25 protein-coding genes are annotated in these 24,732 nt (G+C 63.5%); 14 read left to right on the forward strand and 11 right to left on the reverse strand.

From position 1 onward, the window contains the following. The 3 genes from V7S54_RS09605 to V7S54_RS09615 form a co-directional block, all read left to right on the forward strand. Positions 1 to 117, forward strand: a 117-nt coding sequence (locus V7S54_RS09605; protein ID WP_336408392.1) for an aldehyde dehydrogenase family protein, incomplete at its 5' end; no start/stop codon positions are given. 53 nt (positions 118 to 170) lie between these two features. Next, complete coding sequence (gene araD, locus V7S54_RS09610) at positions 171 to 1,916, forward strand: L-arabinonate dehydratase (protein WP_065374311.1); 1,746 nt, start codon at positions 171 to 173, stop codon at positions 1,914 to 1,916. Positions 1,917 to 2,061: 145 nt separating this feature from the next. Then, a complete protein-coding gene (locus tag V7S54_RS09615; protein WP_065374310.1) occupies positions 2,062 to 3,435 on the forward strand; it encodes an FAD-dependent oxidoreductase in 1,374 nt (457 codons plus the stop codon). A 25-nt stretch (positions 3,436 to 3,460) separates the two neighbouring features. Here the strand turns inward: V7S54_RS09615 and V7S54_RS09620 are convergent, their stop codons facing one another. From V7S54_RS09620 to V7S54_RS09635, 4 genes are all read right to left on the reverse strand, one after another. Then, positions 3,461 to 4,291: a transglutaminase family protein gene (locus V7S54_RS09620; protein ID WP_065374309.1), complete on the reverse strand. Its 831-nt coding sequence runs from the start codon at positions 4,289 to 4,291 to the stop codon at positions 3,461 to 3,463. Between the two features lie 15 nt (positions 4,292 to 4,306). Next, positions 4,307 to 5,245 carry an alpha-E domain-containing protein gene (locus V7S54_RS09625; RefSeq protein ID WP_065374308.1) on the reverse strand — a complete coding sequence of 313 codons (939 nt, stop codon included), beginning with the start codon at positions 5,243 to 5,245 and terminating at the stop codon, positions 4,307 to 4,309. A gap of 3 nt (positions 5,246 to 5,248) precedes the next feature. Beyond that, positions 5,249 to 6,643, reverse strand: coding sequence for a circularly permuted type 2 ATP-grasp protein (locus tag V7S54_RS09630; protein ID WP_065374456.1), 1,395 nt, complete (start codon positions 6,641 to 6,643; stop codon positions 5,249 to 5,251). Positions 6,644 to 6,878: 235 nt separating this feature from the next. After that, positions 6,879 to 7,958, reverse strand: coding sequence for a YeiH family protein (locus V7S54_RS09635; protein WP_083203610.1), 1,080 nt, complete (start codon positions 7,956 to 7,958; stop codon positions 6,879 to 6,881). A gap of 81 nt (positions 7,959 to 8,039) precedes the next feature. Between V7S54_RS09635 and V7S54_RS09640 the strand changes: the two genes are divergently transcribed. The 3 genes from V7S54_RS09640 to V7S54_RS09650 all read left to right on the forward strand — a co-directional run bounded on the left by V7S54_RS09640 (position 8,040) and on the right by V7S54_RS09650 (position 10,501). Then, positions 8,040 to 8,909 carry a LysR family transcriptional regulator gene (locus tag V7S54_RS09640; protein WP_065374306.1) on the forward strand — a complete coding sequence of 290 codons (870 nt, stop codon included), beginning with the start codon at positions 8,040 to 8,042 and terminating at the stop codon, positions 8,907 to 8,909. A 79-nt stretch (positions 8,910 to 8,988) separates the two neighbouring features. Beyond that, entirely contained in the window at positions 8,989 to 9,444 is a 456-nt protein-coding gene (locus V7S54_RS09645) for a GyrI-like domain-containing protein (protein WP_058326507.1), read from the forward strand. 178 nt (positions 9,445 to 9,622) lie between these two features. After that, positions 9,623 to 10,501 carry a DMT family transporter gene (locus V7S54_RS09650; protein ID WP_336408387.1) on the forward strand — a complete coding sequence of 293 codons (879 nt, stop codon included), beginning with the start codon at positions 9,623 to 9,625 and terminating at the stop codon, positions 10,499 to 10,501. 51 nt (positions 10,502 to 10,552) lie between these two features. On the opposite strand, the gene V7S54_RS09655 is transcribed toward V7S54_RS09650, so the two are convergent. The 3 genes from V7S54_RS09655 to V7S54_RS09665 form a co-directional block, all read right to left on the reverse strand. Then, complete coding sequence (locus V7S54_RS09655; protein WP_065374455.1) at positions 10,553 to 12,103, reverse strand: DEAD/DEAH box helicase; 1,551 nt, start codon at positions 12,101 to 12,103, stop codon at positions 10,553 to 10,555. 295 nt (positions 12,104 to 12,398) lie between these two features. Then, positions 12,399 to 13,499: a DNA alkylation repair protein gene (locus tag V7S54_RS09660; RefSeq protein ID WP_065374304.1), complete on the reverse strand. Its 1,101-nt coding sequence runs from the start codon at positions 13,497 to 13,499 to the stop codon at positions 12,399 to 12,401. Positions 13,500 to 13,533: 34 nt separating this feature from the next. Then, positions 13,534 to 13,833, reverse strand: a complete 300-nt coding sequence (locus tag V7S54_RS09665) for a hypothetical protein (RefSeq protein ID WP_057252963.1) — start codon at positions 13,831 to 13,833, stop codon at positions 13,534 to 13,536. Positions 13,834 to 13,979: 146 nt separating this feature from the next. Here V7S54_RS09665 and V7S54_RS09670 point away from each other — a divergent pair, with 146 nt between their 5' ends. Next, positions 13,980 to 14,654 carry a helix-turn-helix transcriptional regulator gene (locus V7S54_RS09670; RefSeq protein WP_058321186.1) on the forward strand — a complete coding sequence of 225 codons (675 nt, stop codon included), beginning with the start codon at positions 13,980 to 13,982 and terminating at the stop codon, positions 14,652 to 14,654. 126 nt (positions 14,655 to 14,780) lie between these two features. Continuing rightward, complete coding sequence (locus tag V7S54_RS09675) at positions 14,781 to 15,230, forward strand: host attachment protein (RefSeq protein ID WP_058321185.1); 450 nt, start codon at positions 14,781 to 14,783, stop codon at positions 15,228 to 15,230. Between the two features lie 66 nt (positions 15,231 to 15,296). Here V7S54_RS09675 and V7S54_RS09680 read toward each other — a convergent pair whose 3' ends face one another. Together V7S54_RS09680 and mnmD are read right to left on the reverse strand one after the other, a co-directional pair. Further along, complete coding sequence (locus tag V7S54_RS09680; protein WP_065374303.1) at positions 15,297 to 16,883, reverse strand: trimethylamine methyltransferase family protein; 1,587 nt, start codon at positions 16,881 to 16,883, stop codon at positions 15,297 to 15,299. 256 nt (positions 16,884 to 17,139) lie between these two features. Then, a complete protein-coding gene (gene mnmD / locus V7S54_RS09685) occupies positions 17,140 to 17,871 on the reverse strand; it encodes a tRNA (5-methylaminomethyl-2-thiouridine)(34)-methyltransferase MnmD (RefSeq protein ID WP_065374454.1) in 732 nt (243 codons plus the stop codon). 39 nt (positions 17,872 to 17,910) lie between these two features. On the opposite strand from mnmD, the gene V7S54_RS09690 reads away from it, so the two are divergent. After that, a complete protein-coding gene (locus V7S54_RS09690; RefSeq protein ID WP_065374302.1) occupies positions 17,911 to 19,053 on the forward strand; it encodes an NAD(P)/FAD-dependent oxidoreductase in 1,143 nt (380 codons plus the stop codon). A gap of 169 nt (positions 19,054 to 19,222) precedes the next feature. Here the strand turns inward: V7S54_RS09690 and V7S54_RS09695 are convergent, their stop codons facing one another. Further along, complete coding sequence (locus V7S54_RS09695) at positions 19,223 to 19,612, reverse strand: PRC-barrel domain-containing protein (RefSeq protein ID WP_065374301.1); 390 nt, start codon at positions 19,610 to 19,612, stop codon at positions 19,223 to 19,225. 269 nt (positions 19,613 to 19,881) lie between these two features. Here V7S54_RS09695 and V7S54_RS09700 point away from each other — a divergent pair, with 269 nt between their 5' ends. From V7S54_RS09700 to uraH, 5 genes are all read left to right on the forward strand, one after another. Beyond that, complete coding sequence (locus tag V7S54_RS09700) at positions 19,882 to 20,682, forward strand: DUF1045 domain-containing protein (RefSeq protein WP_065374300.1); 801 nt, start codon at positions 19,882 to 19,884, stop codon at positions 20,680 to 20,682. Between the two features lie 127 nt (positions 20,683 to 20,809). Then, complete coding sequence (gene puuE / locus V7S54_RS09705) at positions 20,810 to 21,739, forward strand: allantoinase PuuE (RefSeq protein WP_065374453.1); 930 nt, start codon at positions 20,810 to 20,812, stop codon at positions 21,737 to 21,739. Then, positions 21,739 to 22,242, forward strand: a complete 504-nt coding sequence (uraD, locus tag V7S54_RS09710) for a 2-oxo-4-hydroxy-4-carboxy-5-ureidoimidazoline decarboxylase (protein ID WP_065374299.1) — start codon at positions 21,739 to 21,741, stop codon at positions 22,240 to 22,242. The genes puuE and uraD overlap by 1 nt, the downstream gene beginning before the upstream one ends. Positions 22,243 to 22,338: 96 nt before the next feature. Next, positions 22,339 to 22,836, forward strand: coding sequence for an ureidoglycolate lyase (locus V7S54_RS09715; protein ID WP_336408386.1), 498 nt, complete (start codon positions 22,339 to 22,341; stop codon positions 22,834 to 22,836). A 67-nt stretch (positions 22,837 to 22,903) separates the two neighbouring features. After that, positions 22,904 to 23,266 carry a hydroxyisourate hydrolase gene (gene uraH, locus V7S54_RS09720; RefSeq protein WP_065374297.1) on the forward strand — a complete coding sequence of 121 codons (363 nt, stop codon included), beginning with the start codon at positions 22,904 to 22,906 and terminating at the stop codon, positions 23,264 to 23,266. A 259-nt stretch (positions 23,267 to 23,525) separates the two neighbouring features. Here the strand turns inward: uraH and V7S54_RS09725 are convergent, their stop codons facing one another. After that, positions 23,526 to 24,662 carry an alpha-hydroxy acid oxidase gene (locus V7S54_RS09725; protein WP_057252982.1) on the reverse strand — a complete coding sequence of 379 codons (1,137 nt, stop codon included), beginning with the start codon at positions 24,660 to 24,662 and terminating at the stop codon, positions 23,526 to 23,528. Positions 24,663 to 24,732: the final 70 nt, after the last annotated feature.

The following is a 24,732-nucleotide window of genomic DNA, read 5'->3' on the forward strand; positions in this document are numbered from 1 at the left end:
GTCGACTTCCACGTGCCCTTCGGCGGCCGCAAGGGCTCCTCCCATGGCTCGCGCGAGCAGGGTCGTTACGCCGCCGAGTTCTACACCACCGTCAAGACGGCCTACACGCTCGCTTAACGGGCGCCGTCACAGGCCCGCGTGACTGCGCGGGCCGCCTAAGGAAGGATAAGATGAAGAAGAAAGCTGAATGGCCGCGCAAGCTGCGTTCGCAGGATTGGTTCGGCGGCACCGGCAAGAATGCCATCATGCATCGCTCCTGGATGAAGAACCAGGGCCTGCCGGCCGATACGTTCGATGGACGGCCGATCATCGGCATCTGTAACACCTGGTCGGAGCTGACGCCCTGCAACGCGCATCTGCGTGATCTCGCTGAACGGGTGAAACGTGGCGTCTATGAGGCCGGCGGTTTCCCGGTGGAGTTTCCGGTCTTCTCCGTCGGCGAAAGCACGCTTCGCCCGACCGCGATGATGTTTCGCAATCTTGCGGCGATGGACGTCGAAGAGGCGATCCGCGGCAATCCGGTCGATGGCGTCGTGCTGCTCGGCGGCTGCGACAAGACCACGCCGAGCCTGCTGATGGGCGCTGCAAGCGTCGATATCCCGGTCATTCTGGTTTCCGGCGGCCCGATGCTGAACGGCAAGTGGCGTGGCAAAGACGTTGGCTCCGGCACGGCGATCTGGCAGTTCTCCGAGATGGTGAAGTCCGGCGAGATGTCGTTGGCGGAATTCATGGATGCGGAGCAGGGCATGGCCCGTTCGGCTGGCAGCTGCATGACCATGGGGACCGCTTCCACCATGGCGTCCATGGCCGAAGCGCTTGGCATGACGCTGCCCGGCAACGCGGCCATTCCTGCCGTCGACGCGCGCCGGCGGGTGATCTCTCAGCTCTCCGGCCGCCGTATCGTCGACATGGTGAAAGAGGATCTGAAGCCCTCCGACATTCTGACGAAAGAAGCCTTCGAGAACGCCATCCGCGTCAACGGTGCCGTCGGCGGCTCGACCAATGCGGTCCTGCACCTGCTGGCGCTTGCCGGTCGCATCGGCGTTGATCTCAGCCTCGACGACTGGGATCGCCTCGGCCGCGACGTCCCGACGATCGTCAACCTGCAGCCATCGGGCAAGTACCTGATGGAAGAGTTCTACTACGCCGGCGGTCTGCCGGTCGTCATCAAGGCCGTGGGCGAAATGGGACTCCTTCACAAGGATGCCGTGACCGTCACCGGCGACACGATCTGGAACGACGTCAAGGATGTCGTCAACTACAATGACGACGTCATCGTGCCGCGCGAAAAGGCGCTGACGAAATCGGGCGGCATCGCAGTGCTGCGCGGCAACCTGGCACCCAAGGGCTGCGTGCTGAAGCCGTCTGCCGCTTCGCCGCATCTGATGCAGCACAAGGGGCGTGCCGTCGTCTTCGAAAGCATCGAGGACTATCACGCCCGTATCAACCGCGACGATCTCGATATCGATGAGACCTGCGTGATGGTGCTGAAATATTGCGGCCCGAAGGGTTATCCGGGCATGGCCGAGGTCGGCAATATGGGCCTGCCGCCGAAGGTGCTGAAGAAGGGCATCACCGACATGATCCGCATTTCGGACGCGCGTATGTCCGGCACGGCCTATGGCACGGTCATCCTGCACACGGCGCCGGAAGCGGCCGATGGTGGCCCGCTGGCGCTGGTCGAGAACGGCGACATGATTGCCGTCGACGTGCCGGCCCGCACCATTCACCTCGACATTTCGGACGAGGAACTGGCTCGCCGCCGCGCGGCCTGGGTGTCGCCGGTAAAGCCGCTAGCCGGCGGCTATGGCGGTCTCTATGTCAAGACGGTCATGCAGGCCGATACGGGGGCGGATCTCGACTTCCTCGTCGGCCCGCGTGGCGCGGAAATCCCGATGAACCGCGACAGCCATTGATCGGCACGGCGCGTCCGGGTGGCGCGCCGCATCGGGGACATTCGCGGTCCGTTTCCAGGGCGCATCCACGCGAGCGGTCGCGATAGAACGGAAAGCCTTCGTGCCGCCTGGCCCGAAGCGTCGTCTATCGGTCCAGGAGCGTTGAATGCCCGCCAAGCCCGCTTTCATCACCGAACCTGCCAGATCCACTCCGATCGTGCATCGCACTGATGTCCTCGTCGTCGGGTCGGGTCCTGGCGGGCTGGCTGCGGCCCTTGCGGCGGCCAGAGCGGGCGTGACCGTGGCGCTGGTCGAGCGTTTTGGCTGCTTCGGCGGCAACATCACGGTGGTCGGCGTCGAAGGCTTTGCCTGGTATCGACATGAGCAGACCATTGAAGCGGGCGGCATCGGCCGGGAGTTCGAGGAGCTTGCCAAGGAGATGGGCGCTGCAGTCCCTGAAACGCAGTCGCTCTCCTACGAGATCGACTCGGAGGGGTTCAAGCTCGTGGCCGACCGGCTGGTCGAGGACGCCGGCATCCACCCGATGCTGCACCGCCAGTTCGTGGCGCCGCTGATGGACGGAAACCGCATCGTCGGTATCGTCACCGAGTCGAAGGCTGGACGCGAGGCGATCCTCGCCGAGCGCGTCATCGATGCGACGGGGGACGCCGACGTCGCGAACTGGGCCGGAGCGTCGGTCATCAAGACACCGGTGGAGGCCATGCAGGCGGCATCGGTGATGTTTCATCTTGCCGGCATCGACAAGCGCGCCTTCCTGGAGGGCGTGCGCGCCGACCCGCAGACCTACCGCAACTGGTCGACCGGCGAGTGGCAGGTCGAGACCTCCGGCAAGGAGGACGACATGTTTTCGCCTTTCCTGGCCAAGCCGTTCGCGCAGGCCATTCGCGATGGCGTCATTCCGGCGCACCTCAACACGATCGGCGGAACCTGGGGCGCGGTCCACGACACCGGCGAGATGACCTACATGAATCTCGTCCACCTCGCCGGGTGCGACGGGACCGATCCCGACAGCCTGACGCGCTTTGAGATCGAAGGGCGACGGCAGGCGATGCTGGCGATAGAGGCGCTCAGGCGCTACACGCCCGGTTGCGCGGCGGCGCGGCTCAGGAACTTCGGCATGACGATCGGCATTCGTGATACCCGCAAGATCGACGCCGTCTACAATCTGACCGAGGGGGATGTGCGCAACGAGGCTCGCTTCGAAGACAGCATCGGCATCTATCCCGAGTTCATCGATGGCTACGGCGTTCTCATCCTGCCGACGACGGGGCGCTACATGCACATTCCCTATCGGGCCCTCTTGCCGCAGTCGATTGAGAACCTGCTCGTCGCCGGGCGGGCCATCGGCGGTGACCGGATCGCGCATGCGGCGACGCGCAACATGGCTTGCTGCGCAGTGGTCGGGCAGGGAGCCGGCGTCGCGGCCGCGCTGTCCATCCGACAGGGAAGGTCGCCGGATCGCGTCGATATCGCTGCGGTCCAGGCGGAGCTTTCACGGCAAGGCGTTCGAATCCAGTAGAAACGGCGCCAATAACGCAACCGGGTCAGCTCTGGCTTTGGCTCTGACTCTGGCTTTGCTGCTTTTGCTCGACGGTCACCGAAACTTTGAGCGTCTCCTTGGCCTCGCCATGGATCAGGCCGGAGATCGGCGCGGCGTCGCGGTAGCAGAGGCCGGAAGCTATGCGAACGTAGCGATCGTCGGGGCAGATCTTGTTGGCAGCGTCGAAGCCGACCCAGCCGAGCCCGTTCAGATGCACTTCGGCCCAGGCGTGGCTCGCCGTCTGATCCGGCTGGCCTTCCATCATCAGATAGCCCGAGATGTAGCGCGCCGGCAGGTCGAGCGAGCGCGACGCTGCGATCAGGATGTGGGCGTGGTCCTGGCAGACGCCGCTGCCGCTTTCGAGCGCATCCTCGGCCGTCGTCTCCGCGTGGGTCTCGCCGGGCTTGTATTCCACAGCCTTGTGGATCGTCTCCATCAGCGCATGCATGCGGGCAAGGTCGGTGTCGCCTTCGGCGGATTTTGCGAGTTCGCGGATCAGCTTGCCGGCCTTGGTCAAAGGCGTTTCGCGGGCATAGAGCCAGAGCGGTACGTAGGACTGGTGCGGCCCGAAGACGCCGGCGCGATCCTCCGTATGGACCTCGCCTGACGCAGTGATGCGGATCGCGTCGCGGTCGCCGTCGACGCTGACAAGATGAACCCGGTTGCCGAAGTGGTCGTCGTAGCTCACTTCGATTGCCGCGCCATCGACAAGGGTATCCCAGCCGAGAACGGTCTGGCCGGCCTGGGTCAGTGGCGTCAGCCGCAGGCGCTGCAGCGCGTATTGCACGGGTTCGTCATAGTGGTATTCGGTCGTGTGGCTGATCTTCAGGTGCATGCCATCCTCCCGAACTCAGTTGAACCGGTAACCGTCGGAGATTTCCTGTCCCAGACGGTTGTTGTGGCTGATGAAGTCTTCGAGATATTCATGCAGGCCCACATCCATGATGTCCTTGATCGACTGGCTGCGCAGCGACGCGAGCGTGCGGTCGGCGGTGTCGTGGGCGGCGTGGCGCTCGCCATATTCCCGTTCGAGATAGCCGAGATTGCTGGCGATCTTCTCGTAGCAATAGGCAAGCGAGCGCGGCATGCGGCCGTTGGAAATCAGGAAGTCGGCGATGTTGGCCGGGCGAAGCTCGGCATCATAGACCCAGCCATAGGCGCGGTGGGCCGAGACCGAGCGCAGAATCGATTCCCACTGCACATTGTCCATCGACGAGCCGACAGCGGCGACTGCCGGCAGGAGCACGTAGTATTTCACGTCGAGGATGCGGGCGGTGTTGTCGGCTCGCTCGATGAATGTGCCGATGCGCGAGAAGTTGAAGATCTCGTTTCGAAGCATCGTGCCGTGGAAGGCGCCGCGGATGAGGCCGGCGCGCCGCTTGATCGTGTCGATGATCTCCGGCATGTCGGTCGGACGCGCCTTCTTGGAGAGCATCGTCTTCATTTCGAGGTAGCATTCGTTGGTCGCTTCCCAGGTCTCCCGGGTCAGCGCCGTGCGCACCATGCGCGCGTTGTGGCGGCCCGCCTCGATGCAGGACATGACGCTCGACGGGTTGGCGCGGTCGCGCAAAAGAAAGTCGATCGCGTCGATGCTCGTCAGCTTGTCGTGCACTTCGTCATAGTTTTCCCGGACCCCGGCGCTTTGCAGCACGCCGTCCCAATCGTCTTCGCTCGCTTCGCTTCGCGTCAGCGACATGCGCAGGCCGGCATCGATCAGCCGGGCGCCGTTTTCCGCCCGCTCGATGTAGCGGAACATCCAGTAGAGGCCGTTTGCAGTTCTTCCCAGCATCTCTCAGTCCTCCAGCACCCAGGTGTCCTTGGTTCCGCCACCCTGGCTGGAATTCACGACGAGTGAACCGGCCTTGAGCGCCACGCGCGTCAGACCGCCGGGGATGATCTGAACCTTGTCGGAGACGAGGACATAGGGACGAAGGTCGACGTGCCGGGGTGCAATGCCCTTGTTGACGAGGATCGGCACGGTGGAGAGGGAGAGCGTCGGCTGGGCGATGTAGTTGTTGGGGCGGCTCTTGAGCTTTTCCGCGAAGACGGCCCGTTCCCTCCTGCTCGCCGTCGGGCCGACAAGCATGCCGTAGCCGCCGGAGCCGTGGACTTCCTTGACCACCAGCTCTTCCAGATGTTCGAGCACGTATTTGAGGCTCTGCGGCTCGGAACAGCGCCAGGTGGGCACGTTCTCCAGCAGCGGCTTGCGGCCGGTATAGAACTCGACGATCTCGGGCATGTAGGAATAGATCGCCTTGTCGTCTGAAATCCCGGTGCCGGGCGCATTGGCGATGGTGATGTTGCCGGCGCGGTAGACATCCATGATGCCGGGAATGCCAAGGGCTGAATCCGGCCGGAAGGTGAGCGGATCGAGGAAGTCGTCGTCGACGCGGCGGTAGAGTACGTCGATCGCTTCGTAGCCACGGGTCGTGCGCATCTTCACCTTGCCGTCGATGACGCGCAGATCCGAGCCTTCGACGAGCTCGACGCCCATCATGTCGGCAAGGAAGGCGTGTTCGTAGAAGGCGGAGTTGTAGATGCCGGGCGTCAGCACCGCGACACGCGGCTTGCCGGTACAGCCGGGAGGGGCGAGTGAGGCCAGGCTCTGGCGCAGGAGATAGGGGTAGTTCTCGACCGGGCGCACACGGTTCTGATGGAAGAGTTCCGGGAACATCTGCATCATGGTTTCCCGGTTTTCCAGCATGTAGCTGACGCCGGACGGTGTGCGCGCGTTGTCCTCCAGAACATAGAACTGGTCTTCGCCGGTGCGCACGATGTCAGTGCCGACGATGTGGGTATAGACGCCGCCCGGCGGCCTAAAGCCGATCATCTGCGGCAGGAAGGCTACGTTTTTCTCGATCAGCTCGCGCGGGATGCGGCCGGCGCGAATGATTTCCTGCTTGTGGTAGATGTCGTCGAGGAAGGCGTTGAGCGCGATGACCCGCTGTTCGATCCCTTGCGCGAGCTTGCGCCATTCGCGGCCGGAGATGATGCGGGGGATAAGGTCGAAGGGGATGAGCTTTTCGGATGAGTCTGCGTGTCCGTAGACCGCGAAGGTGATGCCGGTTTTGCGGAATATGTTCTCGGCTTCCCGGGATTTCGCTATGAGCCGATTCTTGTCCTGGCTGGCATACCAATCATGATAGGTCGAATATGGCTGGCGCGGACTGCTGTCCGCATTCATCATTTCGTCAAATGCCAAAGGCGTGGTCCCCTTATTTTTGACCATTTGAGTACAACGTTGGTTGCAATGCAAGAAGCGTGCTCAGTCGCCTGAAAAGAAAGTTGGCGCCGGTTCGGGCGCTTGTTCGCGGGGAAAACTGCCCAACAACAGTGCAGCGGGATCCGGCCGCCGAAAGGTGTGGCGGCCGAGCGGCTGCAAAATATGCATATGCTCTAAATTTGGGCGCGGGTTTTCGGTGCTAGCCGAGGCCCAGGCAAGCGATCGCGAGCGCTGACAGGATGCAGAGCACGAGAAGCGAGAGCAGGGCAGCGGCACTGGCGCGCGGGCCGGCATTGGCGAGCGTGCGGACGTCGACTTCGAGGCCGAGAGCGGCCATGGCGATGACGGTCAGCCAGGTGGAGACCTTTACGGCGCCTGTCGCGACCGGGTCGGGGACTACGCCGCTGTTGCGGGCAATGGCGACGACCAGGAAACCGAGGATGAACCAGGGGACGAAGTGGGCGACGGCGGCGAGGCGCGATCCCACTGCGCGGCCTTCGCCCGGCGCGGGTTTAGCATCGCGGCCGCCGATCAGCGAGAAACAGAAGACGACGGGGCCGAGCATCAGCACGCGCACGAGCTTGACGAGCGTGCCGACCTGAACCGAGAGCGAACTGAAAGGGCTGGCAGCGGCGAGAACCTGCGGCACCGCATAGACGGTCATGCCGGCAAAGACGCCGTAGCCCTGCGGCGTCATGCCGAGCCAGCCGCCGACGAAGGGCAGAGACAGGACGACGGCTATGCCGAGAATGGCGGTAAAGGAGATGGCGGCGGCGACCTCTTCGCCGCGGGCGCCGATCGCCGGAGCGACGGCGGCGATGGCGGAATTGCCGCAGATGGCGTTGCCGCAGGCGATCAAGGTCGCGAGCCGCTTTGGCAGGCCGAGCAGGCGGGCGATCAGGTAACCGGTGGCGATCGACATGACAACCATGGCGACGATGGTGACAAGCAGGGTCGGCCCGCTCGCGGCGATCGCGTCGAAGCTCAGCATGGCGCCGATCAGGACGATTGCGGTCTCCAGCAGAACCTTGGCAGAGAAATGGATGCCGGAGAGGAAGCGGGCGCTGGGCGTCCAGATCGTGCGGACGATGGCGCCAAGCAGAATGGCAAGAACGAGGGCCTCCAGCCATGCCCGACCTGTCCAGCGCCACTCGATCCATTCAAGGCCAATGGCCGCAAGCGCGACGAGGCAGCAGAGGAAAAGTCCCGGAAGAATACACGTCAGGCGAGAAACAGAGGACGAAAGGGCGGAGCGGAATGTGGGATGCAATCTGGACATGGCGTGCAACCTACGCCTATCCATGAATCAGTCTAACGGATTATTCTTGTCATTTTGATCGATTTTTGCGATTGATTTGCCATGACACTCGATCAGCTTAGAATCTTCGTCGCGGTCGCCGAGCGCCTGCACATGACCAAAGCCGCCGAGGCGATGAACGTCACCCAATCGGCGGCGAGTGCCGCAATCGCCGCGCTCGAAACCCAGCACGACATCAGGTTGTTCGATCGTGTCGGCCGCGGCTTGACGCTGACGGACGCCGGCAAGGCTTTCCTGCCGGAGGCGCGTGCGGTTCTCGCTCGGGCGACGGCCGCGGCCGCCTGCCTCAACGATCTTTCCCAGCTTCGCCGCGGCGAACTGTCGATTGCCGCCAGCCAGACGGTTGCGAGCTACTGGCTGCCGGCGCGTCTCGCGCGCTTTACCCACGACTATCCGCAGGTCGATGTGAAACTCACCGTGCGCAACACCGCCGTCGTCGCCGAGGCGGTCGAGGAGGGGACGGTGCAGCTCGGCTTCGTCGAAGGGCGGGTCGATGGCGCCAGGCTCGACCACCGCCGTGTCGCGGTCGACCGCATCGCGGTCTACGTTTCACCCGCGCATCCGCTTGTCGGCTCCCCGGTCAATCTGGAGATGCTGCTTGCCGCGCGCTGGGTGCTGCGTGAAGAGGGCTCCGGCACGCGGGCAATGTTCCTGCAATCGATGGGTGATCATGGAGCGGAGCTCGACGGGTTGAAGATCGAGCTCGATCTGCCTTCGAACGAAGCGGTGCTGACGGCCGTCGAAAGCGGTCCCTTCGTCACGGCCGTTTCCCGGCTTGCCGCCCAGCCCTTCGTCGACAGCGGCCGGCTGGTCGAGCTGCCGTTTGAACTGGCGGAGCGTAACTTCGAACTCTTGACCCATCGCGAGAGGCAGTTCAGCCACGCGGCCCGCGTCTTTGTGGAACTGCTTTGAGGCAAATTCCGTTTTACTCCTGCGACTGGCCTTCGTGTGGCCGGCAAAAGTTGCAGGACCTTCGTTTGATGAGGTGGTCATGGCGTTCGAAATCGTTGAAAGACCGGCCCAGCGCATAGCCGGCTCGTTTTGGGAAGGCACTTTTGGCGAGGCGGCCGATGGAGCCGTGCGCCGGCTGATCGCCGAGATGCAGGGGCACCACCAACATCTTCACCCGGGGGATCATGCGGCGCTGGTCGGCCTTTCCTGGAACGACCGCCCGGACGGCTTCCGCTATCTTGTCGGCTACATCTCCGACAAGGCCGAGACAACGGTTCATCCCGGGCATGTCGACCTGCCGGCCATGCGTTTTGTCACCGCCTTGCATCATCCGGAAAGCGGCGACGCCTTTGCCCACTATCAGAGAATGTTCGACTGGATGGCGGCTGAGGGACACGCTGCCGATACCACCGTGCTGCACTATCGGGAGGAGTACGAGCCCGGCTTCGTCTCGCTGTCGCTTTCCTCGCTCCGGCTGATGGTTCCGATCGGCTGATCCTTCCCATCAGAAAAATTGTTTTGACCATCAATGCGGCCGCGTCTACTTGCCTCAATGCCTAAATCGCAACGATTTGGCCCGAAATCATCCGGTAGATCAGAGTATTCAGCGGCTTGATGTCGCCTTCCGTGGGCTGCATGCCGCCGATCTGCCGCCGTCATCCGATAGGCCCATCATGCTCACCCGCCTGGCTCCCGCCATCTTCGTTCTGCTCTGGTCGACCGGCTGGGTCGTCGCGAAATATGCGGCTGCCTACGCGGATCCGCTGACCTTTCTGGTGCTGCGCTATACGCTGGCGATCGTGCTCTTCATCCTGTTCTGCGTCGTCACTGGCGCCCGATGGCCGAAATCTTGGGCGATGGCCAGCCATGCCGTCGTCTCGGGCATGTTCCTGCACGGGCTCTATCTCGGGGCGGTCTGGTGGGCAATCGGCGAAGGTGTTCCGGCCGGTATCTCCGGCATCATTGCCGGCCTGCAGCCGCTGATGACGGCAGTCGCCGCGGCCGTCGTGATCGACGAAAAGCTGACGACCCAACAGAAGCTGGGGCTGGTGCTCGGTTTCTTCGGCATTGCGCTTGCCGTGCTGCCGAAGGTACTGGCGATCGATACCGGCGCGACGCCAATCCATCTGCTGCCTGTCATCGTCAACGTGGTTGGGATGGCTGCCGTTACCTACGGCACACTCTACCAGAAACGTCACTTGCAGAGCGGCGACATTCGCAGCATCGCAGCGCTTCAGTATCTCGGCGCACTGATCGTGACGATCCCGCTTGCCCTGATGCTGGAGGATCTGCACGTCACCTGGAACCTCCAGGTCGTGCTCGCACTCGCCTGGTCGGTCCTAGGGCTCTCGATGGGCGCGATCGCGCTGCTGCTCTATCTCATCCGCCGCGGCCAGGTGTCCCGCGCGGCGTCGCTGATCTATCTGGTTCCGCCGCTTGCCGCAGTGCAGGCGTGGCTCTTCTTCGGCGAAGCGCTGACGCTGCCGATGGTCATCGGAACGGTGATCGCCGTCGCGGGCGTTTATCTTACCAACCGCAAGCAGCGGGCATAAAAAAACGGCGGGTCGCTTAGGCCCGCCGTTCATTTCAGCGATTTTTAGAAATCAGCCCTGGTGGCCGCGGTTGCCGCCGTTGCCACGACGCTGGCCCTGGCCGCCTTCGCGACGCTCGCCGCCACCGCGGTTCTCGTTGCGGCCGCCATGGTTGCGGTCGCGACGGTCGCCCTGCTTCTGGCCGGGGCGTCCGTGGTGCTTCTTGCCTTCGTGGTTGCGGTTGCCCTCGCCACGGCCGTCGGTCTGCGGATGGCCATGATCGCGGCGTTCCTGGCGCTGCGGACGACGCTCGTCGCGCAACAGGTCGTCGCCGGTAAAGCCGCTGGTGGCTGCAACCGGCTCGCCAGCCGGGCGCTCGCGGCGCGGAGGACGGCCGCCGTTCTGGTGCTGACCGCCGCCATTGCCCTTGCGGTGGCCGGCGCCGTTATTGCCGCGGCCGCTGCGGCTCTTGGAGGGGCGGGCCTGGTCGGCCGGGGCTTCGCCGCTGGCAACAGCAATGTTGATGCCCATCAGCTTCTCGATGTCGCGCAGCAGGCGGATTTCGTCCGGAGCGCAGAAGGCAATCGCGATGCCGTCGCGGCCGGCGCGCGCGGTGCGGCCGATGCGGTGAACATAGGCATCAGGCACTTCCGGCAGGTCGTAGTTGTAGACGTGGGTGACGCCGGGGATGTCGATGCCGCGGGCGGCGACGTCGGTCGCGACCAGCACGCGGATCTCGCCATCACGGAAGGCTTTCAGTGCCCGCTCGCGCTGGCCCTGGCTCTTGTTGCCGTGGATCGAGGCGGCCTTGAAGCCCACGTGGTCGAGGTGCTTCATCAGCTTCTCGGCACCATGCTTGGTGCGGCTGAAGATCAGCGACAGGCCGTCCGGATTGTCGGTCAGCGTCTTCTTGAGGATGGTCGTCTTCAGGTCCTTGCCGGGAACAAAGTGAACATACTGTTCGACCTTGTCGGCGGCCTTGCCCGGAGGTGTGACTTCGACCTTGATCGGGTTGGTCAGGTACTCGCCGGCAAGCTCGGCGATCTGCTTTGGCATGGTGGCCGAGAACAGCAGCGTCTGGCGGTTCTTCGGCACGAGCTTGGAGATCTTACGCAGGTCGTGGATGAAGCCGAGGTCGAGCATCTGGTCGGCTTCGTCAAGGACGAGGTAGCGCCCTTGCGTCAGTGTCACGGCCTTGCGGTTGACGAGATCGAGCAGGCGGCCCGGCGTTGCGACCAGGATGTCGACGCCGCGGGCGAGCTGCTCGGTCTGCTTGTTGATCGAGACACCGCCGACGACAACGCCGATCTTCAGCGGAGACTTCTTGACGAAGAGCTTGAGGTTGGCAGCGATCTGGTTGACCAGTTCGCGGGTCGGGGCCAGTACGAGGGCGCGGATGTTGCGCGGATCGGGGCGCTTGCCTTCGGCAACGAGCTTTTCGATCATCGGCAGGCCGAAGGCGGCCGTCTTGCCGGTGCCGGTCTGGGCGAGACCGATGAGATCGTTGCCTTTCAGCACCTGCGGAATTGCCTGCGCCTGGATCGGCGTCGGTTTTTCGAAGCCGTTGGCGGACAGGGTCTCCAGAATGTGCTCGGAGAGGCCGAGATCTTTAAAGGTGGACAAATGCATATACCTTTTGGGGGCGCCAAACGCATTCGCCGGAACCGCATCCTTGCTGTTCCGGTGTCGTTTGGCGTCAAGAACCCCGCGTGAATTGGGAACTTGTGGGTTAAGAAAAAAGTCGTCAAGCGCCTGTGCTGTCGCCGCTTACGGCGTATGGGTGCGCTTTTCCTTCTTCACGGCTTTCTGTGTTGCCGAGGGCGCGCTCACGCGGCGGCCTGAAGGTGACGCTGGGCACCATGTCGTCGTTTTGGGCGAAAAAGTCAAGGCGCATCTTTTCGCAGGTGCGAAATGAGATCTACTCCAGCGCGAGATCAAAGCCGGCTTCAGCCGCTTCCTGGCCGTTAACGAGGATGACGATGCGGTGCGCGCCCGGATAGTAACGCCGGGTGGTGATCGGTCGGATCGCATGGCGTTTTTCGATCTCGATCGAGCCGCCGGGCGCAAGCGTCGCCGAGGTCCATTTGAACACCTTCGGCGATGACGCGCCGTTCGCCTTGCGGTGATGCACGGCGTAATCGATCATCACCTTCTGGCTCGTCTCGGCGTCATGACTGACGGCCAGGCGCAGGCCGAGGCTTTCGCCGAGCACGATCTCGGAGCGGTCGAGCGAGAACCTGGCATTGATGCCAGCCGGGGGAGCGAAGCCGAAATTGCCAAGCGCGTCCGGGTGGCCCTGCTTCAAGAGCGTGCGCGAGGCATGGCGCAGCAACTGGCGGCGCTCCGGTGATGCGTCGACGATATGCCCCACGACGAAAGCCACCACCAGATCCGGATGGTCCTTGGCGATGTCGTTGAGGCTGTTGGCGACCGATCGGCGCACATAGTCCTCGGGGTCGTCGAGAAGGGCCGTCAGGATCGGCAGGATTGGCTTCGGATCGCGGATGAGTTTCGGCAGCCGCATTGCCCAGGGCAGGCGCGGGCGCGTGCCTTCGCTCGCCAGCCGGCGGACGTGATGGTTGGCGTCTTGGGTCCAGGAGCGGATCGCCGCAAGAGCGCGGTCCTGATCGCGGTCGATGAAGACGCGAATGCCGAACTCGGCGGTGAAATGCGGCGTCAGTGCACGCAGCAGCGACAGCGACAGGTCGAATTCCCCAAGGCCGCGCAAGGCGACGTACTGGCTGAGGGGGAGCAATGCCCAGCCGCTGAGACCGGGCGCATCGTCTCGGGGCAGGCAGGCCGCAAGAATGGCGACCGCTTCAGGGAACGGCTGCGGCAGCGTTTCGACCAACGCGTCACGGATCTTGAGCGAACGCTGCATCAGTTCCAGCGTTTCGAGGCCATCGCCCGCGAGCCGCAGGAATTTTTCCCGATCGAAGACGCTGGCGCCACGGGCGATCCGATCGGCGATATCGGTGACGACGCCGGGGTGCAGCAGGTTCTTCAGTGGCTCGGCCATCGCTCGGCAGTCCTTCGCTCGTTTTTCTGGCCGCTCAGATCTTCTGGCCGTCGGTAAAATGCTGCACCAGCATTACCGCGCTGATCGTCGCCGCGTAAGGCGCAAACTCCGGATCGACCCGAACGCGCTCACCGGCCGATTGGGCGGCCTCCAGCGTCTCCCATTCGACCAGGTCCGCAAACATGCCCGAGGTCTCGCAGGAATCGACGGCGCGCCAGGAGACGAACCCGGGATAGCGGGAAACGGCCTGCATCGCCCGGCGGCGCGTGGCTGTCGCCGCGGGTTTGTCGAGAACGATGCAAACGGCAAGCTCAAGGATGTGGTCGCTGGTCATGTTCATGCTCCATGTCTGTTGGAGCTTGATTTAGCATAGGGCAACTGACAGCCTTATGGCCATAGTCGACACTCGCATGCTTGTGCGTGCCGGGCGGTCGCTATAGCCCTTTCAAACGTGGGCAGAATGGCGAAGGGAGACCTCGGATGAGACCCGCCGACCGGCTGTTTCGCATTATCCAGCTCCTGCGCGCGACCGGCCGGGCGATGACGGCGCGGGAGATCGCCGAGAAGATGGAGGTCGCGCAGCGGACGATCTACCGCGACATGGAGCATCTGATCGCTTCTGGTGCGCCGATCGATGGCGAGCGTGGCGTCGGCTATCTGCTGCGCGGGGCCTTCGACGCGCCGCCGCTCGCCTTCACCTTCGAGCAGCTCGAAGCGCTCGCCTTCGGTGCCAGAGCGGTGCAGATGCTGGGCGACGGGCGGCTTGCTCGATCGGCGCGCGAGGCGATGGAGAAGATCGCCCACGGCTTGCCTCCCGAACACCGGCAGAGGCTGATGGCGGCACCACTTCGCGCCTTCCGCTCGGCGCTCCAGCCGGAACCGCCGGCACTGCTCGGCGATCTGCGCCAGGCGATCGCGGAGCGGCGCAAGCTTCGCCTCAGCTATGACAGCCTCAAGAACGAGCACTCCGAGCGGATCATCTGGCCGCTCGGTCTCAGCGTCTTCGGCCACTTCTGGCTGCTGACGGGCTGGTGCGAGCTGAGGTCGGATTTCCGCGATTTTCGCGTCGACAGGATCAGCTCCGTTCACGTCGAGCGTGAGCGTTACGAGGTGACAGCGGAGCGCAGCTTCGAGGCCTATGTCGCACGGATGTGATCGCCGTTACAGGCCGAAACAATTGGTGCTGAGCGGCGTTTTGATGGAACCGAACCGAGCCTCGCGCGTTTCCTTCAAGGGCCTCTTCGGCCCGCCACGATCAACACCTTTCACTGGGAGACAATCGTGCAGAACCGGACATGGATACTGGTCGCGGATGGCAACACCGCGCGCATCGTCAAGGGCGTGAACCTGTTGAAGGAGGAACGCCAGCGGCCGGACGAGGAAACTTTTCACACCGAACCGAAACGCGTTCAGGACATCATGGCGGATAAGCCGGGCAGAGCGCACTCGTCCGACGGGCACGGCCGCTCCGCCATGGAATACAAGAGCGATCCCGTTCGCGAGGAGCAGCAGCGCTTCGTCGCCGACGTTGCTGAAAGGCTCGAAAGTTACGCCGCCAACCACGCTTTCGACAGCCTCGTGATCTGCGCCGCCCCAAGGACCCTCGGCGATTTCAGAAAACACCTGTCCGCGCATGTCAGGGAGCGGACAGTCGCTGAGATTGACCGCAATTGTGTCGCCTCAACGACGGATCAACTGATCGCCACGGCGCGGGCTGCCGTCTTTCCCTGAGCCCGGCTTGTAGGGCTCGCCTCCATACTAGCGGCTGCTCGTGCAATCAGCCATCGCGGCGCTCCGTCAGAAGTCCGTCGGGACGCCGCCCTCTGCCTTGCGTCTGGCAACAAAGGCATCAAGTTCCTCTTCGATCGCGGGATCGAGCGGCGGGCGCTCATATTCGTTGAGCTTCTGCTTGAAGATACGGTTGGCATGATCGTACGTGGTCGGCCGTCCGGCTTCTGTCCAGGTCTCGAAGTTGCGCCAGTCGGAAAGGATGGGCGAATAGAAGGCGGTCTCGTAGCGCTGCAGCGTATGCAGCGTGCCGAAGTAGTGGCCGCCGGGGCCGACGTCGCGCACGGCATCGAGGCCCAGCGCATCCTCGCTGACATCGAGCGGCGCCAGATATTCCGCCACCATCTGCAGCATGTCGACGTCGAGAATGAACTTCTCGAAGGAGGCCGTGAGCCCGCCCTCGGTCCAGCCGGCGGCATGCATGACGAAGTTGCCGCCGCCCTGGGTCAGCGCCCAGAGCGACATGGCGGACTCGTAGGCGGCTTGCGCGTCCAGCGTGTTGGCGGCATTGGTGTTCGAGGTGCGGTAGGGGATGTTGTAGCGGCGGGCGAGCTGGCCGCCGGCGACCACCGCCTTCATGTATTCCGGCGTGCCGAAGGCGGGTGCGCCGGTCTTCATGTCGACGTTCGAGGTGAAACCGCCATACATGACGGGTGCGCCGCGCCTGACCATCTGGGTGAAGGCGATGCCGCAAAGTGCCTCGGCGTTCTGCTGGACCAGCGCGCCGGCAATCGTCACCGGTGCCATCGCGCCGGCAAGCGTAAAGGGCGTAACCACCACCACCTGATTGCGCGAGGACATCTCGATGATGCCCTGCAGCATCGGCCCGTCCAGGCGAAGCGGCGACGATGTGTTGATGATGGTGAACAGCGAAGGCTCGCGTTCCATCTGCTCCATCGAAATGCCGCGGCCGATGCGGGCGATCTCGATGCCGTCGGTATTGCGCTGCTTCCCAAGCGAATAGACGTGGAAGACCTTGTCGGTGAGCTTCACCATGTCCGAAAGGCAGTCGAGGTGGCGGACCGAGGCATGAATGTCGACCGGCTCCACCGGATAGCCGCCGGTCGTGTGCACTATGTCGTAGGACTGGGCGAGCTTCACCAGCTTGCGGTAATCTTCCTGGTTGCCGGTGCGGCGGCCGCCGTCACGATCGGCGACGAAAGGCGCGCTGGCGATCTGGGCGAAGACGAGATTGTTGCCGCCGATCGCAACGTTGCGCGCCGGGTTGCGGGCATGCATGGTGAAGGCCGGAGGCACGGAGGCGATCATGTCCATGATCAGCCCGCGGTCGAAGCGCACCCGGTCGGTGCCGGGCGTCACATCGGCGCCGGCGGCCTTCATCCGGTCGCGTGCTTCCGGCAGGATGATGTCCATGCCGATCTCTTCGAGGATGGTCAGCGACGCGTCATGGATCGCTTCGAGCGCATCTTCCGAAAGCACCGTGGACTTTGCCAGCGTATTGACAAGATTGAGGTATTTTCCGCCTGCGGACTTGCGAGTGCGCTCGCCACCGCGGCCACCTGGCCTGCGTCGCCGCTCCAGCGGGGTCGAGGCCGCATCGCCGGTTGCTGCATCGGGAAACTGATCGTCGTTCATGAAGGACCCACCGTGTTGCCGATGGGGTTGTGTCGCAGATTCGCAGGCGCGATGGCCCGCCATTTGCGACAGTTCAGTTCTCTTGTGGAGTAAATCGTTTCCGCTGACGCATTTTCGCAGTGCGATGGCGCAACCGTTCAAGACACGTCGAAATCGGGGCGGGGCCGCCTGCAGCGCCGCGCGTCTTATCAGACGCGCAAAGGTCGCTGTAGCACTTTGATTTTCTGCATGTCTTGGTCCTTAAATCGAGGTCGATTTAAGGAGACATGCAGTAGGGGCGGTCGCCCCGCAGCATCTCGCGCTTGCCGGCGAAACCCTTGCGTTTTTCGACGACGAAGCCGGCGGCCTGGAGATTGCGGCGGACGAAACCGGCGGCCGCATAGGTCGCGAAGCTGCCGCTGGGCGCGGTTTTCTCGAAAACGAGCCGCATCAGCTCTTCCGACCACATGTCAGGATTGCGCGAGGGGGCGAAGCCATCGAGATACCAGGCGTCGAACGGATGTTCGGCGCGGGCGACACCTTCGAGCGCCGCACCGCAGACGACGGTGAGGCTGACGCCGTCGCCAAAGTCGATGCGGACGTCACCGTCGGGGTCTGCCGGCCAGCGGGAGACCAGGGCCAGCCGTTCCGCATCGATTTCCGGCCAGTGGCTGAGCGCGCGGGAAATCTCGTCGGCGGCCATGGGAAACCGCTCGAACGAGACGAAGTGCAGACGGTCGCCGGCTCCAGCGGTTGCCTTCCACTGGCGCCATGTCTCGCAGAAATTGAGCCCGGTGCCGAAGCCCAGTTCGCCGATGCGGAAGGTGCCCGCACCGACCCAGCGATCCGGCAGGCCGTTGCCCGAAAGGAAGACGTGGCCGCATTCCAGCCGCCCATCGGTGCGGCAATAAAAGTGATCGCCAAACTCCCGGGAATAGGGCATATCGCCCTCGTGCCAATCAAGGTTTTGGTGCGCTGGCGGGTCGATCGGGTCTGCTGGTCCTGTCATGGCAAAGGCGATAATCCGCCGGCCGGAGAAGGTCAATCGATGAGCGAGCTTTTGGTCGTCGGCGGCGGTATCATGGGGCTGTGGGCCGCCCTTTCCGCCGCGCGCAAGGGCATGACGGTGCGGCTCGTCGAGCAACAGGCCATCGGTGCCGGCGCGAGCGGCGGCCTGCTGGGCGCGCTCATGCCGCATATGCCCGACCGCTGGAATGCCAAGAAACAATTCCAGTTCGAAGCGCTGGTGTCGCTCGAAGAGGAGATCGCGCAGCTCGAAGCCGAGGCGGGGGTGTCGACCGGCTATCGCCGCACCGGGAGGCTGATGCCGCTCGCCAAGCCGCACTTACGCGACATTGCGCTCCGGCATGAACAGGACGCACGACAGCAATGGCGCGCGGGCGACCGGCAATTCTTCTGGCATGTCCAGGAGGACGGCCCAGAGGGCTGGCCAGGCACGGAGGCAACGGCGCATGGCGTCGTTTTCGATACGCTCGCCGCGCGGGTGTCGCCGCGCCGCACGCTTTCGGCCCTGCGCGCCGCCTTGTTGCAGTTGCAGAATGTTCAGATGGATGAAGGCTCGGGCGTGCGCGCCATCCTTCCGGCGCACGGCAGGGCCGAGCGTGACGATGGCAGCCGGCTCAGCTTCGACCATTGCATCATCGCTGCCGGCATCGGCAGTTTCCCGCTGATCGATGCCGTGTCGGGGCCGCTGAAATCGACGAGCGGCACGGCGGTCAAGGGTCAGGCCGCGCTCTTGAAGGCGGATGTCGATCCAGGCCTGCCGGTTATTTTCACCGATGGCGTCTACATCATCGCTCATGACGATGGCCATGTGGCGATCGGCAGCACCAGCGAGAACAGCTTTGCCGATCCATTGTCCACGGACGAACAGCTCGACGATCTCCTTCTACACGCCACACTGCTGGCGCCGCGTCTGGCGGATGCGGAGGTGGTTGAGCGCTGGGCCGGGCTCAGGCCAAAGTCGGCGGGGCGCGAACCCATGGTCGGGCGGCACCCTGACCATTCGAACATTTCCGTGCTGACCGGCGGCTTCAAGGTGAGCTTCGGGATTGCGCACCGGTTGGCGCGCTTCGTTGTCGACGAAATAGTCGGTCTCCCGGCGCTCGATCTGCCGGAATCCTTCCTGTGCCGAAATCACATCGCGGCGCTTCGCGAGAAGCATCTCTAGAGCATCCCGCTCTCAAGTGGAATCACTGGAAGCGGAAAGATGCTCTAGAATCAAAGTGCTAGAGCGTCCTTTGTGCGTTCACTTGAACGCACGGCGCTCTAGGATTGGGCACAGAAAAGGCCCCGCCTCTGGCGGAGCCTCAAATATTCGGACATGCGACAGTCCGACCTTACATCCAGTAGGGCGGCACGCCGTAGTAGTCGTAGACGCGACGGCCGTTTTCCGCGTTCCAGTCGTATTCCTCGTGACCGCGATACTTCGGCGCGCGCTCGACCTGATCGCGCGTCACGTCGGTGCGATAGCCGCCGAGGCTTTCGTCATACGTCAACTTCGCCCAGGGCAGCGGATAGTGGTCTTCGCCGAGGCCGAGGAAGCCGCCGAAACCGAGCACGGCGTAGGCAACACGACCGCTGCGTTTTTCGATGATCACGCGCTCGATCGAGCCGATGTGCTTGTTGTCGGAGCCATAGACCTTCGTGCCTTCAACCTTGTCGCTCGCGATCAGGTCGTGGGTTTCCTTGATCCGGGCATCCTGCAGGTTTGCGTTGTGATAGCTCACGCTTCTTCTCCATCCTTGATTGTTACCTTGAGGGAACGGCCGTTGGGCCGGATGGTTCCGAAAATCTGGTGCGCAAACCGGCGGGATCGCGTGGTTTTGCACGATCCACTTCGTCAATCTGTCACGCAAATCACCTAAGACGCGGCCAATAGGTCACGATGATCCCGGGTCGGATCGATACTCATAGGCGTGACCGATCTCACTGGAGCGGGACGGAAAACCGCAGGCATTTTTCCTCATCCCGCTCGAACGGATAACCGGAGCCAGACATGCGCTACGCCATTTGTTTTACGCCGCCGATGGCCGACCCGCTTTCCGCGGTCGCCGCAAGCTGGCTTGGGCGCAACGTCTATTCCGGCGAACCGGCGGAACTGCCTTCGGTTGCGGGCCTGAGCTCTGCCGACATCGCCTACCATACGGCCGTACCGCGCCGCTTCGGTTTCCATGCGGTGATGATGTCGCCGTTTCGACTGCATCCGGACATGATGGAGTCACAGCTCCTGAAGGCGCTGATGCATTTTGCCGGCGCGCAGACTCCGTTCGAAATCGATCGCCTGGAGGTCGCCCGCATCGGCCGGTGCTTTGGCCTGATGCCGCAAGTCCCGAGCACCGCGATGCATCTGCTGGCGGCCAATATCGTTCAGGAGTTCGATGCTTTTCGTGCGCCGCTCAGCGAAGACGAGATCGAGCGCTCCGATCCGGATCGGCTGACCGCACCGCAGTTTTCCAACCTGCACCGCTGGGGCGATCCTCATGTGATGGACGAGTACCGCTTCCACATGATGTTGACTGGCCCGCTCGCATCGGACGCGATACGCCAGGTCGAGGCGCCGCTTCGCGAGCTGTTCGAGCCATGTCTGGCGACGCCGCTTGCCATCGGCAGCCTTGCCCTCTTCGTCGAGCAGGAGACCGGCGCGCCCCTGCGTGTGCATTCGCAGCACCCGCTCGGCAAGATCTCCACGAATGCGCGCGCCGAGCGCGCCAAACGCGTTGCCGCCGAGCCCTCTCTTGGTACGGGATCGATCCGGCCCTTGCCGCTCATCGTCGCGGCATTGATGGCGCATCGCTAGCGAGCGCGCAGAATTCAGCCTTCGTCTCATTCCGAGCTTGCCGCCCAGCGACCCTTCGCGGGCAGATTTCGGTATCGACAATCCGGTCGGCGGTGATACCGTTCTGGAAAAATCGAAGGGTGATTTGATGTCTGAGACTAAGTATCCGCGCGACCTCGTCGGCTATGGCCGCAATCCGCCGAAGGCAAACTGGCCGGGCGATGCGCGCATTGCCGTGCAGTTCGTGCTGAACTACGAGGAGGGCGGCGAAAGCTGCATTCTCGATGGCGACGCGGCGTCCGAATGTCTGCTGTCCGAAATCGTCGGCGCGCAGCCCTGGCAGGGGCAGCGCAATCTCAACATGGAATCGATCTACGAATATGGCGCGCGCTCCGGTTTCTGGCGGCTGTGGCGCATGTTCACCAGCCGCAACGTGCCGCTGACCGTCTACGGCGTGACGCTCGCCATGGCACGCAATCCGGAAGCGGTTGCGGCCATGAAGGAAGCCGGCTGGGAGATCGCCAGCCACGGGCTGCGCTGGCTGGAATACAAGGATTTCCCCGAGGAGGTCGAGCGCGAGCATATCCGCGAAGTCGTGCGTCTGCATACGGAGCTGACCGGCGAGCGCCCGCTCGGCATCTACCAGGGCAAGCCTTCGGCCAATACGCTGAAGCTGGTGCTGGCGGAGGGCGGCTTCCTCTATTCCTGCGACAGCTACGCCGACGAGCTGCCCTATTGGGTACCGGGGCTGCCGGCCGACAAGCCGCATCTGATCATCCCCTATACGCTCGATGCCAACGACATGCGCTTTGCCACCAACCAGGGCTTCAACTCCGGCGACCAGTTCTTCACCTATCTCAAGGACACCTTCGACGTGCTCTATGAGGAAGGCCGCCAGGGCGATGCCAAGATGATGAATATCGGCCTGCATTGCCGGCTTGTCGGCCGCCCGGGCCGCGCCGCAGCCCTTGCCCGCTTCATCGATTACGTGATGTCGCACGACAAGGTCTGGGTGCCGCGTCGCATCGACATCGCCAACCACTGGTACCAGCACCACAAGCCGGAAGGGGCTCTCTGATGACCGACCGCGACGCCTTCGTTGCCCGTTTCGGCGGCGTGTTCGAGCATTCGCCCTGGGTGGCCGAACGCGCTTACGATCGCGCCGCGGCGGCGGGTCTGATGGCGGGCAACGTGCATTCTGCGCTCTGCCAGGCTTTTCGTGCGGCGTTGCCGCGCGAAAAGATGCAGGTGCTGCGCGCCCATCCCGATCTTGCCGGCAAGCTGGCGATCGCGGGCAAGCTCACGGCAGACTCGACCGCCGAGCAGTCGTCTGCCGGCCTCGACCGGCTGACATCAGAGGAACATCAGCGCTTCACCGCGCTGAATGATGCCTACACGAAGAAATTCGGCTTCCCCTTCATCATCGCCGTGAAGGGGCTCAGCAAGGGCCAGATTCTCGCCTCCTTCGAAACCCGCATTGACAATTCGCCCGAAGAGGAATTTGAAACCGCTTGCGCGCAGGTGGAGAAAATCGCCCGCCTGCGGCTGCAGTCGATGCTTCCTGGAGACGAAAATGCCTGACAAAACCGTTCGATCCGCGTCCTCGCTCTTTCGGAGGACCGTCGAACTGGAGCTGACATTGTCGAATGCCGTGGAAACCTGCGAGGTCCACGCCTGATGTCGCGCCTGCTTACGATCGAACCGCTCACGCGCGACGCCTTTGCACCCTTCGGAACCATCATCGAAGCCGATCCGGCGACGATGCGCTACATCAACGGCGGCAACACGGAACGCTTCCACGGGCTGGCGCGCGCCGATGTGGTCGGCGACGGCGCCAATGTCATCATCAACATCTTTCGCGGCCAGCCGCGCGCTTTCCCCTATGCGGTGACGATGATGGAACGCCACCCGCTCGGCAGCCAGAGCTTTTCGCCGCTCGACGATCGCCCCTGGCTCGTCGTCGTCGCCGAAGACGAGGACGGGCGTCCGGGCACGCCGCGGGTATTCCAGGCGGGTGGCAGGCAAGGGGTCAATTACGGCCGCAACGTTTGGCATCACCCGCTGATGTCGATCGGCGCCGTCAGCGATTTCCTGATCGTCGATCGCGAAGGGCCGGGCAACAATCTCGAAGAGTTTTTCTACGACGAGCCTTTCGTCATTTCGAGCCCAGTCTAGCGGCATGAGGAAATCGTGTGCGGTCTTCCGCGCGCATCCTGTGCCAACTGATGAATGAGAGGATAGGATGAGCAGCACCGGCCGACTGACGACACACGTTCTCGACACCGCGCTCGGCAAGCCGGCCGAGGGGCTGCGCATCGATCTCTACTGGCTCGAAGGCGAGGAACGGCAGCTGATCCGCACCGTTCACACCAACAGCGACGGCCGTGTCGACGGGCCGATGGTCGAAGGCGTCGGCTTCATGGCCGGCAATTACGAGCTGGTCTTCCACGCCGGCGACTATCTGCGCCGATCAGGCGCGACACTGCCGGAACCGGCCTTTCTCGACCGCATCCCCTTGCGCTTCGGCATCGCCGATCCGGCGAGCCACTATCACGTGCCGCTGCTGCTTTCGCCCTATGGGTACTCGACCTATCGGGGGAGCTGAGCGCGGATTTTCTGCGTGATTGGTAACGAGGCTCCACAGGCGGTCTGCAGAGTGGGCGGTCTGATTTCGCGCTCGACATCTCCACCTGTCATCCTCGGGCTTGACCCGAGGATCCATTCCTGCGCCGGGCCGGAAGCACGTGGATGCTCGGGTCAAGCCCGAGCATGACCGAGATAGTGGAGCTACCGTCGAAAAGGGTCCCGAGCGTGAGGTCGCCAGCGGACTGGCTGCGCCTTGAAGACCCCCCAATTGCCAACCCTCACTCCGCCAGAATGCTGCGATCGACGTCGTTGATGTTGCGCTTGCCGCAGAGCGCCATGGTGATGTCCATCTCCTTGCGGATGATTTCCAGCGCCTTGGTGACCCCGTCCTTGCCCATGGCGCCGAGGCCATAGAGGAAGGGGCGGCCGATATAGGTGCCCTTGGCGCCCATGGCCACGGCCTTCAGCACGTCCTGGCCGGAGCGGATGCCGCCGTCGAGATGTACCTCGATCTGGTGGCCGACCGCATCGACGATGCGCGGCAGCATGCTGATCGAGGAATGGGCGCCGTCGAGCTGGCGGCCGCCATGGTTGGAGACGATGATCGCGTCGGCGCCGGTCGCTGCCGCCATCTTGGCGTCTTCGGGATCGAGAATGCCCTTGAGGATCAGCGGCCCGCCCCAGCGCTCCTTGATCCATTCGACATCCTTCCAGGAAAGCTGCGGGTCGAACTGTTCCGCCGTCCAGGCGCCGAGCGACGAGAGATCGGTGACGCTCTTGGCGTGGCCGACGATGTTGCGGAAGGTGCGGCGCTTGGTGCCGAGCATCTTCATGCACCAGCCGGGGCGCGTCGCCATCTGCCAGAGATGCTTCGGCGTCATCTTCGGCGGTGCGGAGAGGCCGTTGCGCAGGTCCTTGTGACGTTGGCCAAGGATCTGCAGGTCGAGCGTCAGCACCAGCGCCGAGCATTTGGCGGCTTTGGCGCGGTCGATGAGGTTCAGCACGAATTCGCGCTCGCGCATGACGTAGAGCTGGAACCAGAAGGGCTTGGTGGTGACCGAGGCCACGTCCTCGATCGAGCAGATGCTCATGGTCGAGAGTGTGAAGGGGACACCAAAGGCTTCGGCGGCCTGGGCTGCCAGCATCTCGCCGTCGGCGTGCTGCATGCCGGTGAGGCCGGTAGGCGCCAGCGCCACCGGCATCGACACCTTCTGGCCGATCATCGTCGTTTCCAGCGAGCGGTCGGTCATGTCGACCAGCACCCGCTGACGCAGCTTCACCTTGGCGAAATCCTCCTCGTTGGCGCGATAGGTGCCCTCGGTCCAGGCGCCGCTGTCGGCGTAGTCGAAGAAGAGCTTCGGCACGCGGCGCTTGGCGAGCGCCTTGAGATCGCTGATTTCGAGGATTTGCGTCATGAAAACGGCCTTCGTCCAACGGATATTGAACGAGCCATTATCATGTTTGCCGGAGGCTTGTTAATAGCCA

Origin of the sequence: Ensifer sp. CCNWLY38, from assembly GCF_037120565.1 — a bacterium.
Taxonomy (GTDB): Bacteria; Pseudomonadota; Alphaproteobacteria; order Rhizobiales; family Rhizobiaceae; genus Ensifer; species Ensifer adhaerens_H.